This is a genomic window from Alkalicella caledoniensis (assembly GCF_014467015.1).
In the GTDB taxonomy this organism is placed as follows: Bacteria; Bacillota; Proteinivoracia; order Proteinivoracales; family Proteinivoracaceae; genus Alkalicella; species Alkalicella caledoniensis.
The window spans coordinates 2,820,339-2,835,711 of the sequence record NZ_CP058559.1; the positions used below are offsets into that span (position 1 = coordinate 2,820,339).

The following is a 15,373-nucleotide window of genomic DNA, read 5'->3' on the forward strand; positions in this document are numbered from 1 at the left end:
TTAGAGTACAGTGAAGATGTATTTAAAAAGGCTAAGTTAACAGCAAGGAATAGAGATAGTGCGGAGAACCATGGGATACAACAGTACATTTCCGTGGCAGAAAACTCCCACTCCCCAGCCGTTGTAGCCAATGCTTTAGCCTTGTGCGACCCTCGCAATCAAACACTGTAGCCATATGGCTACAGCACAAAAAAGAGTGTAGATTTTTTTCTACACTCTTTTTTGTGCCTATATAGCAGTGCTTGATTTATCAGAAAATTAAATAACTGAACATGAATGTAGAAAAAATGCTACACTCATGAAAATAAACCATTATCATCTCAAGTTAATTTTATGCACTACTACACTACAACAAAGAGGAAGAGACTAATACCACTGGCCTCAACGAACTTAGCTAGAAAAAAATCTAATTACCATAACCCTTGGCACAGTACTTGCAATATCTATCACAAATGAATTAATAGGGGGTAAGAAAAGATGAGAGAAGTTGTTATTGTGGGAGCTGCTAGAACACCCATCGGTAATTTTGGAGGAGCTCTTTCAAGTGTTTCGGCCATAGATCTAGGTGTAGTAGCAGGTAAAGAAGCAATAAAAAGAGCAGGTATAACACCTGATATGGTAGATGAAGTGATAATGGGTAACATCTTGTCCGCAGGACTTGGACAAAACCCAGCAAGACAAGTGGCCATTGGGTGTGATATCCCTGATACGGTACCATCATTGACCCTAAATAAACTTTGTGGATCGGGCTTAAGGGCTGTAAGTATGGCAGCACAGTTTATAATGCTAGGTGATGCAGATGTTGTATTAGCAGGTGGAATAGAAAGCATGAGTAACGCTCCATACCTAATGCCTAAGGCAAGATGGGGACAAAAGATGGGCAACGGCGAAATAGTCGATAGCATGATTCAAGACGGTCTAATGGATATATTTAACAACATCCATATGGGTATAACTGCAGAAAATATTGCAGAAAAATGGAACCTAACCAGAGAAGAACAAGACCAGTTTGCTTTAAATAGCCAACTAAAAGCTGAAGGGGCACAAAAGGCAGGAAAATTTAAAGATGAAATAGCACCAGTTATTATTCCTCAAAGAAAAGGTGATCCAGTGGTAGTTGACACTGACGAATATCCAAAACACGGTCTCACCATGGAAAAACTTGCAAAACTTAGACCAGCCTTTAAGAAAGATGGAACAGTAACAGCAGCTAACGCATCAGGCATAAACGATGGAGCTGCAGCTCTTGTGGTTATGTCCAAAGAAAAAGCAGATGAACTGGGGTTAGAACCTTTAGTTACTATAAAATCATACGCTTCTGCTGCCCTAGACCCTAAAATCATGGGTTACGGACCAGTTCCTGCAAGTAGAAAAGCCCTTGCAAAGGCAGGATTGACTGTGGAGGACATTGACCTTGTGGAAGCAAACGAGGCTTTTGCTGCACAATCCCTTGCCGTTGTGAAAGATTTAAAACTAAATCCCGATAAAGTAAATGTAAATGGTGGAGCAATAGCCCTAGGACATCCCATAGGAGCATCTGGAGCAAGAGTTCTAACAACACTTATTTATGAGATGGAAAAAAGAGATAGTAAAACAGGGTTAGCTACATTATGTATCGGTGGCGGTCAAGGTGTCGCCATGATAGTAGAACGAAAATAACGGAGGTGGTATTAAATGGCTAAAATCATATCCATAGAAGAAGCGGTACAACTAATTAAAGAAGGCTCATCAGTAATGATAGGTGGATTCATGGGCTGTGGTTCACCACACAGCATTATAGATAAATTAGTGGAAAAAGGAACTAAAAACCTAACTGTTATTGCAAATGATACTGCAACTACGCAATACGGTTTAGGAAAACTCATAGCCACAAAACAGATAAGCAAAGTTATTACTTCTCATATAGGAACAAACCCAGAGACAGGTAGACAAATGAACGCAAAAGAAACAGAAGTAGATTTAGTTCCACAAGGAACCCTAGTTGAAAGAATACGCTGTGCAGGTGCTGGACTTGGTGGATTTTTAACACCAACTGGGATAGGCACAGTTGTGGAAGAAGGAAAAGAAAAAATAACAGTAGGAGGCACCCAGTATCTATTAGAGTTACCTCTAAAAGCAGATATAGCACTACTAGCAGGAGCTAAAGTAGATAAAAAAGGAAATGTCTACTACGAAAAATCCACAAGAAACTTTAACCCTATCATGGCAACTGCTGCAGACTTAGTTATAGTGGAAGCAAAGGAAATAGTTGAAGTGGGAGAAATAGACCCTAACCATGTTATGACACCAGGAATTTTTGTTGACTACATTGTAGGAGGTGGCAACTAATGGATAAAGGAAGAATCAGAGAAGTAATCGCCAAAAGGGTATCCCAAGAACTACAAGATGGAGATGTTGTAAACTTAGGTATCGGCTTACCAACACTTGTAGCTAACTATGTTCCAGATGAAATCGATATAATCCTACAATCTGAAAATGGTTTTTTAGGACTAGGACCAGCTCCTGACTCAGATGACATAGATATGGATCTAACTAACGCTGGAGGTCAACCAGTATCAATTAAACAAGGAGGCGCGTTCTTTGATAGTGCCACATCCTTTACAATCATAAGGGGTGGGCATGTGGATGTTACAGTACTAGGTGCCCTTCAAGTTGACGAAAAAGGCAACTTGGCCAACTGGATGATACCAGGGAAAATGGTTCCGGGTATGGGTGGGGCCATGGACTTGGTAGTTGGAGCAAAAAAAGTTATTGTGGCCATGGAACATACAGCTAAAGGTAATCACAAAATATTAAAGGAATGTTCTCTGCCACTTACTGCAGCTAATCAAGTAAACCTAATAATAACTGAGATGGCCGTTATAGAAGTAACAGAAAAAGGCCTACTACTAAAAGAACTAGGACCAGAAACCACAGTGGAAGAAGTAATAGCAGCAACTGAAGTTGAACTAATTATTCCCGAAAGTATCAATATAATGGACGTTTAAATTTTAGGGGCTGACCTCAGCCCCTAAATAAAATAAACTCAAGGAGGAATATATTTCATGTTTAGAAAGTTTACAAACGGTTGTGTAAACCTAGTAGGTAAGTATCTACCTGACCCCTTCTTATTTGCAGTTATTCTTACCATCTTAGTTTTTGCCATGGGGATTTTTTCAACTGGTCAAACTCCCTTGGATATGATTGGACACTGGAGTGGCGGCTTTTGGAGCCTTTTAGCATTTTCCATGCAGATGGCCCTAGTTTTAGTAACAGGCCATACACTTGCTCAAGCACCTATCATAAAAAAAGGCTTAAGAAACTTAGCTGGTATTCCTAAAACCCCTGGAGCTGCAATTTTTGCAGTAACATTAGTTGCACTTATAGCCTCTTGGATTAACTGGGGTTTTGGACTTGTAATCGGTGCCCTATATGCCAAAGAGTTAGCTAAAAAAGTAAAAGGTGTTGATTATCGCTTACTTATCGCATCAGGGTACTCAGGCTTTGTTATTTGGCATGCAGGTTTTTCTGGTTCAATCCCCCTAACATTGGCTACAACAACAGCTGACCTAGCTGGAATGACAAGGGGAGCTGTTAATGCTGCAATACCAACTAGCGAAACCATTTTTGCATTATTTACTGTTGTTCCAGTTTTGGTACTTATCGCCACTATTCCATTACTTAATAAAGCTATGCATCCAAAAGCAGAAGACGTAGTCTCTGTTGATCCAAAAATCTTTGATGACGAAGAAATCGAAGTAGCTGCAGCAAAAGCAGATATGACCCCTGCAGAAAAAATGGAAAATAGCCCTGTATTATCTATTGCTATCGGACTTATGGGACTAACCTTTATAGTAAAACATTTTATAGATAAAGGCTTTGACTTAAACTTAAATGTAGTTAACTTTATATTCCTATTTGTAGGAGTACTTTTACATGGTACACCAAGAAGATTCTTAAACGCTGTCACTATAGCTGCAAAAGGTACAGGGGGAATAATTATTCAGTTCCCATTTTACGCAGGTATCATGGGTATGATGACAGGAGCCAACGTAGAGGGGGTTTCTTTAGCAGCACAAATGTCCAACTTCTTTGTAAACATCTCCAACACAACAACATTCCCATTCTTCAGCTTCATCAGCGCTGGTATAGTAAACTTCTTCGTACCATCAGGTGGTGGGCAATGGGCAGTACAAGCACCTATTATGATGCCAGCAGGTGCTGAGTTAGGTGTAGACGCAGCTAAAACAGCCATGGCAATAGCATGGGGTGATGGCTGGACAAACATGATACAACCTTTCTGGGCACTACCAGCCCTAGGAATCGCAGGACTAGGAGCCAAAGATATAATGGGCTATTGTCTGGTAAATCTTATCTATGTAGGTATCGTAGTAAGTTTATTCTTACTAATTTTGTAAAAAATAAGAGTATCAAAATAAGGTATATACTAAAAAAACAGCTAGACTATATAGAAACCTATGTAGTCTAGCTGTTTTTAAAAGCAGTACTGTGTGCTTTTACTTACTTTTTTTAATTGACTTCATAGTACTATTTAGAAGAAAATGTTATAATTTACCTAAATAGTACTATATATGTTATTAAGTTAATTAGCTAAAATTTACGGGGGCGAGGGTTAATGAAAATTAGAATGCTAAATATAATCTTTATACTATTAGGAGTTGTATACATTGCCTTACCAATTATATTCAATATTGACGGTATACTAGGTTTTCTGTCAGTATGCCTTGGTGTAGCGTTTTTAGTTATAGGTCTTTTTAAAGGTAACAAACCCAGCGAGGTTATATGTGACATCTTAGATTTATTAGTCTAAATAATCTAAAATAGTTTAAACAGCATTTTTATATAGCAAAGGGATAGACCTTAAGGGTCTGTCCCTTTTTATATGACTAATCATAACTATACTTTTTTAATTGTTACATTTCCTGTGAAATGACTATTATTACTTTGAATTAAAATAGTTAAATTTACAAAAACTAATTATTAACAAAGAAGAAAGATTATTGAATCAAACAAAAATTAGGAGGTGAATTCCTTGGAAAAAGAAAACAAACTGGATCAAATCCCCTTAGCACATCTACAACAAAAGGAATTAGACATGATAAAGGAACTAGAGGATAAAATCAACAACCAAAGGGCAGACAGGATATATTTAATGGCATTAGTTAGAGACTAAGTGCGGTTTTTAATAATTTAATTTATTTGAGATACAATATGTAGAAATAAGGGGTGAATGAAAATGTCAGAAGCTGCGCAAAAATTAAGGGCCTGTGGTACCTGTGGATCCATGATAGTAGAGGGATGTAAGTGGTGTAAAGACAACAAAGTAATTGCATTACCTAAATACGCTGGCTTTTGGCTCAGGGTAGCAGCATTTATAATCGACTTAGTGGTAATAACCCTGTTTATTGAACTAATATCAAGCTTTATAGGATATAACTATTACCTAAACGTAGTAATGATATATTTTTACAGAACAGTGCTAGAATGTTCCAAATATCAAGGTACTATTGGTAAAGGTATTATGGGACTGAAGGTAACAGATTTAGATGGAGAAAAAATCGATTTTAATAAAGCTAACTTTAGATATGTAATTATGCTTTTATCATCATTTGCATTGGGTATAGGATTTCTCATGGCTTTGTTTACTAAAAAGAAACAAACTTTGCATGACACTTTAACTAAAACACTTGTTGTAAAAGGGTAAAAATAATAGCGTGCAGTAAGCACGCTGTTATTTTTTTGTCAAATAAGAGTTAAATAATATATAATAAAATAAAACAATATGGGAGGTATTGAAATGTTAAACACACTAATTAAAAGAAGAAGTATCAGGAAATATAAAACCCAAAAAATAGAGCAAGAAAAAATTGATGTACTAGTTCAAGCAGCCCTTTTATCCCCATCATCAAGGAGTATTCGTCCTTGGGAGTTCATCATAGTCCAAGAACCTCAAACCCTACAAAAGCTCTCCGAAGCAAAAACCCATGGAGCATCTTTTTTGAAAGACGCACCATTAGCCTTTGTAGTATTAGGTGACTCATCAAAAAGCGACGTATGGGTAGAAGACACATCCATTGCTTCAATAATAATCCAGCTAACAGCAGAACAAATGAACCTAGGTTCCTGCTGGATCCAAATCCGCAACCGTCAAAACCAAGAAACAACAGCAGAAAGCTACATACAAAACCTACTAAACATCCCTGAACACCTAAAAGTAGAAGCAATAATCTCCCTAGGCTACCCAGACGAACAAAAACAACCCTATGAATTAGATAAATTACCGTACGAAAAAGTAAAACAAGAGACTTATAACTAAAAGACCCTGCATGAGCAGGGTCTTTGTTTTTGTAGGGGATGGTCTTGTACCATCCTGACATTCACAACATATAAAAACACTTCCCTTTAAGTCACCCTACTCCACAGCAGTATCCTTATGCAATGGCGGTGGCACAACCCACCCTTTATCCTTCTTCATTCTCAATAATCTAGCCCCGTACTCAATCTTACTAGCATGGAACTTTGTAAACATCATAGCTATATCTTCCCTAATACACTGTCCAATGACTGTACTACAAGTAACTAAACCCGCAGCAATATCAGCACTTAAAGAAACTGCTATTTCTGGATCTGATACCCTAGCACCGGCAGGGATCTGCTCTAAATCAGCTTGAGGGCGATCAGCAGCAGAAGGAGGGAGCTCAACGCCATTGACCTTTAGAAGCTCTTCAAGTTGTTGAATCTCAGGCTTTATCACATTCTTAATGCCATCTTCAATAAATCTTTTTAAATCATCATCGCCCACATGATTTAACCAAACCTGATAACCACCTAACAAACCATTTGACACGGCTAAATATCCCCAAACCTTATAAACCTCACCATAATGCATTGGTTCTTTTTTCGGATTTCCATTAAGAATTCCCATTACAACACTCCTTTTGGATAATTTGTTTTTCATATTTAGTTTTACATAATCAAAGAATTTCTATGTTGTATAAATTAAACCAAATCATCAATATATTTGATGAAAAGAATCATTGAAAATGTTAAATAAAATGGTAAAATAAACCTAAAGAAGAAAATATTCCGAAAGGAGCAAATAAAATGTACAAAAACAAAGGTAGCTGTTAACCCTATAAATTGATGAGTCTTAGTTCCCGACCTCCTCCTAGACAGGAAATAAAGTAACGTGGCTGACTAAATTTAGGAGGATGACAAAAATGGAACAGACAAAATTCAAAAACAATATTATCAAAATATTTATCATTAGCTTTTTTAATTCAATGATATTTGCCTATGTAGTGGAAAGAGTATTCGCTTTAGAGAGAGGACTCTCGTTACTGCAGATCCAGTATATCATCATAATTTACGCTTTAGTTTCACTTATATTAGAGGTGCCTTGTGGGGTACTAGCCGACAAATGGAAAAAGAAATATGTCTTGGCACTGGGGCTGTTTTTCAGAGCTTTTGAGTTCTTTGTATGTATATTTGCATATAGATTTGGGACTTTTGCCTTGGCATTTTCCTTGGCAGCAGTTGGTGGTTCTTTAAAATCTGGCAGCATAGACTCTCTTATATATGAATCACTAGATAAAACAAACAAAAAAGACTCTTTTGAAAAGTATATGGGTATGATCAAACTACTGAGATACAGTGTAACTGGAACAGCAAGTATTGCCGGGGGCTTCTTAGCCCATAAATATGGCTTGACCATAAATTACTGGCTCTCACTTATAGGGACACCTATATCCATATTACTTTCCCTGACGATCTATGAGCCTGCAGTACAAAGGGCAAGTAAAATGAAGTTTAAGATGTTTGAACATGTATCTAAATCTGTAGATATAATTAAAAAGCATCCTGGTATAGGTCAGGTAATATTATATAGCGGACTAACAGGGGCAATCCTTTATGGACAACTCCATGAGATGCCATCTGCTGCTTACCCTTCTTTAGGGATCCCTGTGTATATGTTTGGGTTTATTACTTTTACAATAACACTTACAGGTGGATTAGCAGGGATGCTAAGTGGTATACTGACTATAAAATACTCCCATAGAACTATTTTTAACACAATACTAATTACATCTTCAATTGCCATATATCTGTTTAGCCTCTCAACAAATTGGCTAGGTATTATATATTTGATAATGGCTATATTTATTATGGAGATCATATCACCTATAGCGCAGGGATATATCCATAAAAAAATAGAAGATGAATACAGAGCAACTATAAGCTCCATGCAAGCATTCATCCTACAAGGTTTAACAATTGCAGTGAGCCTAGTTTTCGGTTTCGTGGCAAACAAACTTGATATCTTCGGCGGATTCAAAGCCATGACCCTAATCCAAGGCTGCTACACAATCTATTTCCTAAAAACATGGAAAGAAGGAAAACAACTAATAACAAGTAAAAAAGTAGCAGCAAAAACCCTCAAGATCTAACAATCTTGAGGGTTTTATATTGCGAAATTCTAACATGTTAAAAAGTTAACAAACTGTTAATCTTTTACACCTTGAATAATTGCCTGAAAATATCGTAAAATATAATTGTAAATGCAATAAAAGCCAATGTAAGGAGATGACTGTTATGAAAACACAGTTAATGAAAACATTGGCACTTAGCCACGGCATTTGCTCCGCACATTAGACCAAAGAGCATAAAAATCGGTGATGCTTTGTTCGGAGCTAAATTAGCCAGTAGCCGGTGCCAAAAAGAAGTGGGAATATAAATAGGACTATATTATATATAGTTGTCCCTTTGTATTTTTACAAATAGGGTTTATTTCTTATTACCTTTTTGCACCACAATGTTAGCTAATTTGTAAATCATCATACCTTACTAAAAGTAAGGTATGTTTAAGCTGCGACCAAAATAAACCCATGGTCGTGGCTTTTTTAGATATAAGGGGATACTCATACTCTTTCCAACCCTTTTAACTAAGGCCACAGCCTGATTGCTTGTGGTCTTTTTTGTTACCCAGAATCAAAAAAACAAAAACATCGACATCAACGACACCACAAGACTTTCGCCAACCTTACCAAAAACACAAAACTCATAACCTAACACGGATAACACAGAAAAATATGATTATCCCCGGATACAAAAGATAAAGAGAACTTTCTAATGGTTAATGGCTAATTATTTTTCTTAAGTTTGCTATTAATAGTGTGTGCATTTTAGTGCAAGGTAGTGGTAAAGGGTCTAGGATTTTGTAAAAGATTTTATCTCTATGAACTTTTGGTGAAAAATGGTGAGGTTTTATTTGGTGTCAATGGTGTCCCAAGGTTTTAAGAATTATATGTAAAAATAAGGAGGAAAAAATATGAGTTTATTAACCTTAGAAAATATACAAAAAGAATACGGTTCCAGGGAATTACTAAAGGGAGTTAACCTTACTGTCCATAGGGGTGAAAGAATTGCCCTAGTTGGAGATAACGGCACAGGAAAAACAACTCTTCTGAGAATAGCAATGGGTGAAGAGTCTGCAGAGAAAGGTAAAGTAATCATAGGGAAAGGGATAAAGGTGGGTTACCTTACACAAAAATTAAATGAAACCATACCAGATAAACCCTTTGAAACCGCATTAAATTATGAAAAAGTAGCTATTATGGAAAGAAGGCTGCGAAAATTAGAAGAATCAATGTCCGAGGCTAAGGATGATCAATTAGATGAAGTCATGAGAAAGTATTCAAATCTCACCCGTGAATATGAAGCAATAGACGGATACAACATCGAAGTGAAGATTAAGACCATATTGTTAGGACTAGGGTTAAGGGAAGAGGCCCTAACTATCCCCATAAGCAAACTAAGTGGGGGAGAAAAAATGCGAGTTGCTCTAGCTAGAATATTACTAGAAGAACCAGAGTTGCTTATACTAGATGAACCAACTAACCATTTAGACATTAAAGCAGTAGAATGGCTAGAGAATTTCCTAAAGAAATTCAGTGGAGGAGTATTGATAGTATCCCATGATCGCTATTTCTTAGACCAAGTTGCCACAAGGGTTGCGGAGCTCCATGGAGGCATAACCACAGAAAAAAGCGGAAACTACTCCACCTATCTAGAACAAAAACGTATCCGAAAGGAATTTATATTAAAGGAGCAGAAAAGATTAATAAGAGAAATGCAACAAACAGAAGAATTAGTGCAAAAATTTATGAGTATGCGTAAAATAAAGGCTGCTAGAAGTAGAGAAAAGGTAGTAGATAGATTAAAGGTAGAATTGAAACAGCAACAAAGTATCGAAAAGGAAGAGCACTTAATCAATAAAACCATGCCTATGTTGCACTTCAAAAAAGCAGGCCACATAAGTAAAAACATAGCTTGGGCCAATGATCTTGATAAATCATTTGACAATGTAAACATATTCTCCAAAGTAAGCTTCCAAATTAACGGTGGAGAAAAGATAGGAATCATAGGGCCAAATGGTTGTGGAAAAACAACCCTAATCAATATACTACTAGGCAAGGACAAAGACTTTCAAGGTGAAGCCATACTTGGTAACTGGGTAAAATTTGGATACCTCGGTCAAGAAATAACCTTTGAAGATGAAACAAGATCCATTATACAAGAGGTACAATATAAGAAAGAAATGTTAGAAAAAGAAGCAAAAAGGTACCTTTCTCGCTATCAGTTCTTTGGAGACGAAGTGCACAAGAGCATTGATGTGCTAAGTGGAGGAGAGAGGGTTCGTGTCTACCTTGCAACACTTATGTTAGATGAGCCATACTGTCTTATCATGGATGAGCCAACAAACCATCTGGATATGGCAGCTAGAGATGTACTTGAGAAAGCTATTATAGAATTCAAAGGAACAGTAATAGCCATCTCCCATGATAGATACTTCTTAAATAGATGTATCACTAGAATTATGGAAATAGAAAACAGCAAAATAAACTCATACATGGGCAATTATGATAAACATCGGAACTCAAAAGCTAAACTTCAAGAAGCAAACAAACAAGAGCTCAAAGAAAAGTCTAAAATGCCCATATTACCTAAGAACCTAGATGGAAATAATGCAAAAGACAATGAAAAAACAAAGGAAATTGAAGCTGAGATAAACAGCTTGGAAGAAGTAATAAAAGAGTTAGAAAAATCCTTTGATACCCACACTGACTATAAGGAATATCTAAATTACCAAGAACTAACAGACAAACTCAACCAACAATATGCAAGATGGGAACAATTACAGTAATATAAAAAAGGGAATCACGTTTTGTGATTCCCTTTTTGTAGACAAATCTAAGACAAAGTCATTGACCCTAGATGTGTATATTAAAAAGCAGTACAATTAATTCGAGGAGATAGACTTAAGAGCTGTATATCTAAACGGAAGAAGGGGCGAGAAACAGGACGTTTCGAGAGCTCCACTGAACCATGGACGGTGAATTGGAGCGGTACCCTTCTGGAGTTTAGATAGAAGCCTTAAGTCTCGACGGAGAATTTTGTACAGCGTTTAATATGCGACATTCCTAAAAAAATGACTTTGTCATCAGTCTGAGGAATCGCATTTTTCGATTCCTTTTTACATATCTGTTCCTTTAGAATCTTTGTGCCTTAGATTTCTTATCCAAGTAAAGAAGTGCATAACCTAGTATGACCGTGGCTAATGTAGTTAGAGCACCTATTATAAAGTAATGAGTCGATCTAAAACGTACCATGTGAATTATACTCAAAACAGCTTGAAAGAAATTCACCATGAAAATAACGAAGATTATACCGTAAAGACTTTTATACTTAAAAACTCTGGATTCTTCATCGGTATAAAGATCTAAAACTTCCCCTTGGATGGCTTCTTTCTTAAAATACTTCCAGCCATTAAAAATTTCACAGATATACTCCCAGCCAGATTCTTCGATAAAACTCACATACTCGTTCAGTTCATACCCCTTTTTAGTGTTGTGATCTAAGCGATACACCAAATCCTTAGGTTCACCCTTTTGGAAGATATACACAAACCCTGCCACAACACTTACTAAATGCCACCCTAACTTTGATTGAGAAGTTAACCAGTGCTCCTCTTTTTCTTCCTCCCAAACCATAAAGGGCTTAAAAATTTTTTTTGTTTTCATTAAAAACCAACCCCCTTTGCCAGTACACTATTAGCATTAGAAACCAATCTATTTAACCTCGCCAACTCTTTTTCCAATAAATATCTTCCATTTTCAGTTAAAATATAAGATTTTTTACGGTCAACTTCAGCATATATTTCAATAATTTCCTCTTTTTCCAACTTACCTAAAATCCCATACAGAGTACCAGCACCTAGCTTAACAGCACCACCACTTAAATTTTCAACAAACTGCATGATAGCATAACCATGCATAGGTTTAGTAAGAGACAACAGAGTATAAAAAGTTGCTTCGGAAAGAGGAAGATACTTTTTTAGCATTTTATCATTCATATAACGACCTCCAATATAACGGTAATTGATATATCGATAAACGATATATTGTTTATCTATATATTATATGCAAATAATGGAAAAGTCAACACCTCAAATCTTTAAATCATATTAATTATTAAAAGCTTCTTAACTCTAAAATTCCCACTGCTAAAATATTTTTTTAGCTCCTATTTACAAATATACTTTAGCATGCTAAAATATCAATAAATCAAAATTAAATAACAAACTTATCCAGAGTGGTGGAGGGACTGGCCCTATGAAACCCGGCAACAGCTTTTGAGGCAACTCAAAAAGAAATGTGCTAATTCCTGCAAGCATAAGCTTGAAAGATAAGGAGAGCCTTTATGATTTCTCACGCAATCAAAGCCACTTCTTATTTTAAGAAGTGGCTTTTTTATCTGCTACTAGGCAACCTTAATAAAACCCAAAGACGAAAGGAGAAATAAAAAATGACAAAGAAACTAGGCTTTGAAACATTACAAATCCACGCAGGACAGGTGATTGATAGTGTAACAAAATCAACATCTGTGCCCATCTATCAAACAGCAGCTTATGAGTTTGACAGTCAACAACACGCCGCAGACTTATTTAGTTTAAAGCAAGAGGGAAACATCTACACCAGATTAGGTAACCCAACAACGGATGTGCTAGAAAAAAGGATAGCTGCCCTTGAGGGGGGAGTAGGCGCAGTGGCAACATCCTCTGGTATGAGTGCCATAACCTACGCAGTGTTAAATATAGCTAAACCAGGTGACGAGATCGTAACTGTATCCACTTTATATGGCGGTACCTATACACTATTTGTTAACACATTCAAAAGGCTAAACATAGGTGTGACATTTGTAGATCCAATAAACTATGAAGAACTACAAAATGCCATAAACCCTAGAACAAAAGCGTTATTTATCGAAACAATCGGAAATCCTGGGATTAATATAATTGATATAGAAAAATATGCAGAGATTGCACACAGAAATGGTATCCCACTAATAGTTGACAATACCTTTGCATCACCATATCTTTGTAAACCATTTGAGCACGGTGCCGACATAGTAATCCACTCCACAACAAAGTATATTGGGGGCCACGGTAACACCATAGGCGGTGTAGTGGTTGATTCTGGAAAATTTCCATGGGACAACGGTAATTTCCCAGAGTTTGTAGAACCAGATCCAAGTTACCACGGGCTATCATTTTGGGAGACATTTGGAGAAGCTTCCTATATCGCTAAATTGCGTACAAATCTTTTAAGGGATATAGGTGCATCTATTTCGCCATTTAATTCATACCTACTACTTATTGGCTTAGAAACACTATCCCTTCGCATGGAAAGACATGTACAAAACGCCATTGCAGTGGCTAAATTCCTAAAAGACCATCCTAAAGTAGAGTGGGTTAACTACCCTGGGCTTGAAGATAACAGTGACTATGAGCTTGCTCAAAAATACCTTCCTAAGGGACCAGGTTCCATATTCACCTTTGGTTTAAAAGGTGGTTATGAAGCAGGTAAAAAGATAATTGATGATTTAGAGATATTCACCCATGTAGCAAATGTAGGTGATGCAAAGTCACTTATAATTCATCCCGCTTCAACTACCCATCAACAGCTAACTAAGGAGCAACAAAAATCAGCAGGAGTGTTCCCAGAACTAGTACGTGTATCCATAGGTCTAGAGAATATAGAAGACATAATCTCGGACCTAGAAACAGCACTACAAAAAATAGAATAAGCCAAATCCCCTGAGCAGTTCAAGCAGCCCAGGGGATTTATTATTTATTATCTATTATCTAATATATATTATCTATTATTTATTATCTATCATCTATCATCTATCATCTCTTTATTTTACTCATTACACACCTTTTCACTATCAATGTCACTTTTAGTTTCTGTCCTAAGTTTCATAAGTCTCTTAATAATAATTGACTGTCTTCTAATAGAGTAGTACCTGTAAATAAAAGCTCCTATTATATAAAAAATCAGAAGTCTATCCAAAGTAGTTGGAAAACCCTCTGCAAAAATTATCCTGGCAAATAAAAATATTAGCCCTATATAATGAACCCTAGCCAGAAAAAAACGCAAAAAAATAGTACCTACACCAAGGTCTTTAAGCAGTTTCAGCATATATTCAACTCCTAATTAGTTTTCATTATTTTGTCACACAACAAGATTAACTATACACAATTCACCTAGAGATGTGAAAAAGAAAACTTTCTCCTTATCAGTAATAACTTGCAATAAGAAAAAAGCTATGGTAAAATGTAGTTAAAGTTACACTAATAAATATATTCAAAAAAATCTAGGAAAACTAATAATATATAATTAATAAATGGAGGGAAAGATAATGACACAACAGTTTTTAAGTGACATAGAAAAAAGAAGATCTATTTACCACCTAAATAGAGAAATAAAAGTAAGTGACCAAAAAATAATGGAAATAGTAAACCATGCAGTTAAACACACTCCATCAGCCTTTAACTCACAAAGCGCTAGGGTAGTAGTATTAATGGGAGAGCAACATGAAAAGCTTTGGAACCACACTGAAGATGTACTTAGAGGGATAGTCCCAGCGGAAAGTTTTAAGACAACTCAAGATAAAATGGAATCATTTAGAAAAGCTTATGGAACAGTACTATTTTTTGAAGATCAAGCTACAGTTGAAAGCCTTCAAAAACAATTCGACCTATACAAAGACAACTTCCCAGTGTGGTCACAGCACTCATCGGGAATGCTACAATTCGTTGTTTGGACTGCGTTAGCCAACGAAGGTATCGGAGCATCACTTCAACACTACAATCCCCTTATAGATGAAAAGGTAATAAAAGAGTGGAATGTACCAGTTACGTGGAAACTTATTGCTCAAATGCCATTTGGGAACATAGGAACACCAGCAGGGGAAAAAGAGTTTTCGCCATTAGAAAACAGAGTAAAACTATATAAGTAAGCCCCCCAAAAGC

The 15,373-nt window shown here is 36.4% G+C and carries 16 protein-coding genes and 1 riboswitch; of the genes, 12 read left to right on the plus strand and 4 right to left on the minus strand.

Features of this window, described 5'->3' with window-relative positions; genetic code table 11:
- Positions 1-477 precede the first annotated feature (477 nt).
- From HYG86_RS13885 to HYG86_RS13920, 8 genes are all read left to right on the plus strand, one after another.
- Entirely contained in the window at positions 478-1,659 is a 1,182-nt protein-coding gene (locus HYG86_RS13885; RefSeq protein ID WP_213166182.1) for an acetyl-CoA C-acetyltransferase, read from the plus strand.
- A 15-nt stretch (positions 1,660-1,674) separates the two neighbouring features.
- The gene (locus HYG86_RS13890) at positions 1,675-2,328 is read left to right on the plus strand and encodes a CoA transferase subunit A (protein WP_213166183.1); all 654 of its coding nucleotides are present in this window, start codon (positions 1,675-1,677) and stop codon (positions 2,326-2,328) included.
- On the plus strand, positions 2,328-2,987 hold the full coding sequence (locus HYG86_RS13895) for a 3-oxoacid CoA-transferase subunit B (protein ID WP_213166184.1): 660 nt from the start codon (positions 2,328-2,330) through the stop codon (positions 2,985-2,987). Before HYG86_RS13890 ends, HYG86_RS13895 begins: the two co-directional genes overlap by 1 nt.
- A gap of 57 nt (positions 2,988-3,044) precedes the next feature.
- Positions 3,045-4,397, plus strand: coding sequence for a short-chain fatty acid transporter (locus tag HYG86_RS13900; RefSeq protein WP_213166185.1), 1,353 nt, complete (start codon positions 3,045-3,047; stop codon positions 4,395-4,397).
- Positions 4,398-4,615: 218 nt separating this feature from the next.
- Positions 4,616-4,810, plus strand: a complete 195-nt coding sequence (locus tag HYG86_RS13905) for a hypothetical protein (RefSeq protein ID WP_213166186.1) — start codon at positions 4,616-4,618, stop codon at positions 4,808-4,810.
- A 222-nt stretch (positions 4,811-5,032) separates the two neighbouring features.
- Positions 5,033-5,173, plus strand: coding sequence for a hypothetical protein (locus tag HYG86_RS13910; RefSeq protein ID WP_213169374.1), 141 nt, complete (start codon positions 5,033-5,035; stop codon positions 5,171-5,173).
- 63 nt (positions 5,174-5,236) lie between these two features.
- Positions 5,237-5,704, plus strand: coding sequence for an RDD family protein (locus HYG86_RS13915; RefSeq protein WP_213166187.1), 468 nt, complete (start codon positions 5,237-5,239; stop codon positions 5,702-5,704).
- A gap of 93 nt (positions 5,705-5,797) precedes the next feature.
- Entirely contained in the window at positions 5,798-6,316 is a 519-nt protein-coding gene (locus tag HYG86_RS13920; protein WP_213166188.1) for a nitroreductase family protein, read from the plus strand.
- Positions 6,317-6,412: 96 nt separating this feature from the next.
- On the opposite strand, the gene HYG86_RS13925 is transcribed toward HYG86_RS13920, so the two are convergent.
- Complete coding sequence (locus tag HYG86_RS13925; protein ID WP_213166189.1) at positions 6,413-6,925, minus strand: DUF3231 family protein; 513 nt, start codon at positions 6,923-6,925, stop codon at positions 6,413-6,415.
- A gap of 295 nt (positions 6,926-7,220) precedes the next feature.
- Between HYG86_RS13925 and HYG86_RS13930 the strand changes: the two genes are divergently transcribed.
- Positions 7,221-8,447: an MFS transporter gene (locus HYG86_RS13930; RefSeq protein WP_213166190.1), complete on the plus strand. Its 1,227-nt coding sequence runs from the start codon at positions 7,221-7,223 to the stop codon at positions 8,445-8,447.
- 881 nt (positions 8,448-9,328) lie between these two features.
- Positions 9,329-11,203: a ribosomal protection-like ABC-F family protein gene (gene abc-f, locus HYG86_RS13935; RefSeq protein WP_213166191.1), complete on the plus strand. Its 1,875-nt coding sequence runs from the start codon at positions 9,329-9,331 to the stop codon at positions 11,201-11,203.
- Between the two features lie 346 nt (positions 11,204-11,549).
- Here abc-f and HYG86_RS13940 read toward each other — a convergent pair whose 3' ends face one another.
- Positions 11,550-12,080, minus strand: a complete 531-nt coding sequence (locus HYG86_RS13940) for a DUF2812 domain-containing protein (protein WP_213166192.1) — start codon at positions 12,078-12,080, stop codon at positions 11,550-11,552.
- Positions 12,080-12,412 carry a PadR family transcriptional regulator gene (locus HYG86_RS13945; protein ID WP_213166193.1) on the minus strand — a complete coding sequence of 111 codons (333 nt, stop codon included), beginning with the start codon at positions 12,410-12,412 and terminating at the stop codon, positions 12,080-12,082. The genes HYG86_RS13940 and HYG86_RS13945 overlap by 1 nt, the downstream gene beginning before the upstream one ends.
- A gap of 227 nt (positions 12,413-12,639) precedes the next feature.
- Positions 12,640-12,751: riboswitch (SAM riboswitch) on the plus strand.
- A gap of 113 nt (positions 12,752-12,864) precedes the next feature.
- On the opposite strand from HYG86_RS13945, the gene HYG86_RS13950 reads away from it, so the two are divergent.
- Complete coding sequence (locus tag HYG86_RS13950; RefSeq protein ID WP_213166194.1) at positions 12,865-14,145, plus strand: O-acetylhomoserine aminocarboxypropyltransferase/cysteine synthase family protein; 1,281 nt, start codon at positions 12,865-12,867, stop codon at positions 14,143-14,145.
- 116 nt (positions 14,146-14,261) lie between these two features.
- Here HYG86_RS13950 and HYG86_RS13955 read toward each other — a convergent pair whose 3' ends face one another.
- Positions 14,262-14,540, minus strand: a complete 279-nt coding sequence (locus tag HYG86_RS13955; protein ID WP_213166195.1) for a hypothetical protein — start codon at positions 14,538-14,540, stop codon at positions 14,262-14,264.
- A 220-nt stretch (positions 14,541-14,760) separates the two neighbouring features.
- On the opposite strand from HYG86_RS13955, the gene HYG86_RS13960 reads away from it, so the two are divergent.
- Positions 14,761-15,360: a nitroreductase family protein gene (locus HYG86_RS13960; RefSeq protein ID WP_213166196.1), complete on the plus strand. Its 600-nt coding sequence runs from the start codon at positions 14,761-14,763 to the stop codon at positions 15,358-15,360.
- Positions 15,361-15,373: the final 13 nt, after the last annotated feature.

Coding starts and splice junctions, on each gene's coding strand:
- HYG86_RS13895 (WP_213166184.1), top strand. CDS start 2,328: ATGGATAAAGGAAGAATCAGAGAAGTAATCGCCAAAAGGGTATCCCAA.
- HYG86_RS13955 (WP_213166195.1), bottom strand. CDS start 14,540: ATGCTGAAACTGCTTAAAGACCTTGGTGTAGGTACTATTTTTTTGCGT.
- HYG86_RS13925 (WP_213166189.1), bottom strand. CDS start 6,925: ATGGGAATTCTTAATGGAAATCCGAAAAAAGAACCAATGCATTATGGT.
- HYG86_RS13950 (WP_213166194.1), top strand. CDS start 12,865: ATGACAAAGAAACTAGGCTTTGAAACATTACAAATCCACGCAGGACAG.
- HYG86_RS13900 (WP_213166185.1), top strand. CDS start 3,045: ATGTTTAGAAAGTTTACAAACGGTTGTGTAAACCTAGTAGGTAAGTAT.
- abc-f (WP_213166191.1), top strand. CDS start 9,329: ATGAGTTTATTAACCTTAGAAAATATACAAAAAGAATACGGTTCCAGG.
- HYG86_RS13940 (WP_213166192.1), bottom strand. CDS start 12,080: ATGAAAACAAAAAAAATTTTTAAGCCCTTTATGGTTTGGGAGGAAGAA.
- HYG86_RS13960 (WP_213166196.1), top strand. CDS start 14,761: ATGACACAACAGTTTTTAAGTGACATAGAAAAAAGAAGATCTATTTAC.
- HYG86_RS13890 (WP_213166183.1), top strand. CDS start 1,675: ATGGCTAAAATCATATCCATAGAAGAAGCGGTACAACTAATTAAAGAA.
- HYG86_RS13945 (WP_213166193.1), bottom strand. CDS start 12,412: ATGAATGATAAAATGCTAAAAAAGTATCTTCCTCTTTCCGAAGCAACT.
- HYG86_RS13915 (WP_213166187.1), top strand. CDS start 5,237: ATGTCAGAAGCTGCGCAAAAATTAAGGGCCTGTGGTACCTGTGGATCC.
- HYG86_RS13905 (WP_213166186.1), top strand. CDS start 4,616: ATGAAAATTAGAATGCTAAATATAATCTTTATACTATTAGGAGTTGTA.
- HYG86_RS13885 (WP_213166182.1), top strand. CDS start 478: ATGAGAGAAGTTGTTATTGTGGGAGCTGCTAGAACACCCATCGGTAAT.
- HYG86_RS13930 (WP_213166190.1), top strand. CDS start 7,221: ATGGAACAGACAAAATTCAAAAACAATATTATCAAAATATTTATCATT.
- HYG86_RS13920 (WP_213166188.1), top strand. CDS start 5,798: ATGTTAAACACACTAATTAAAAGAAGAAGTATCAGGAAATATAAAACC.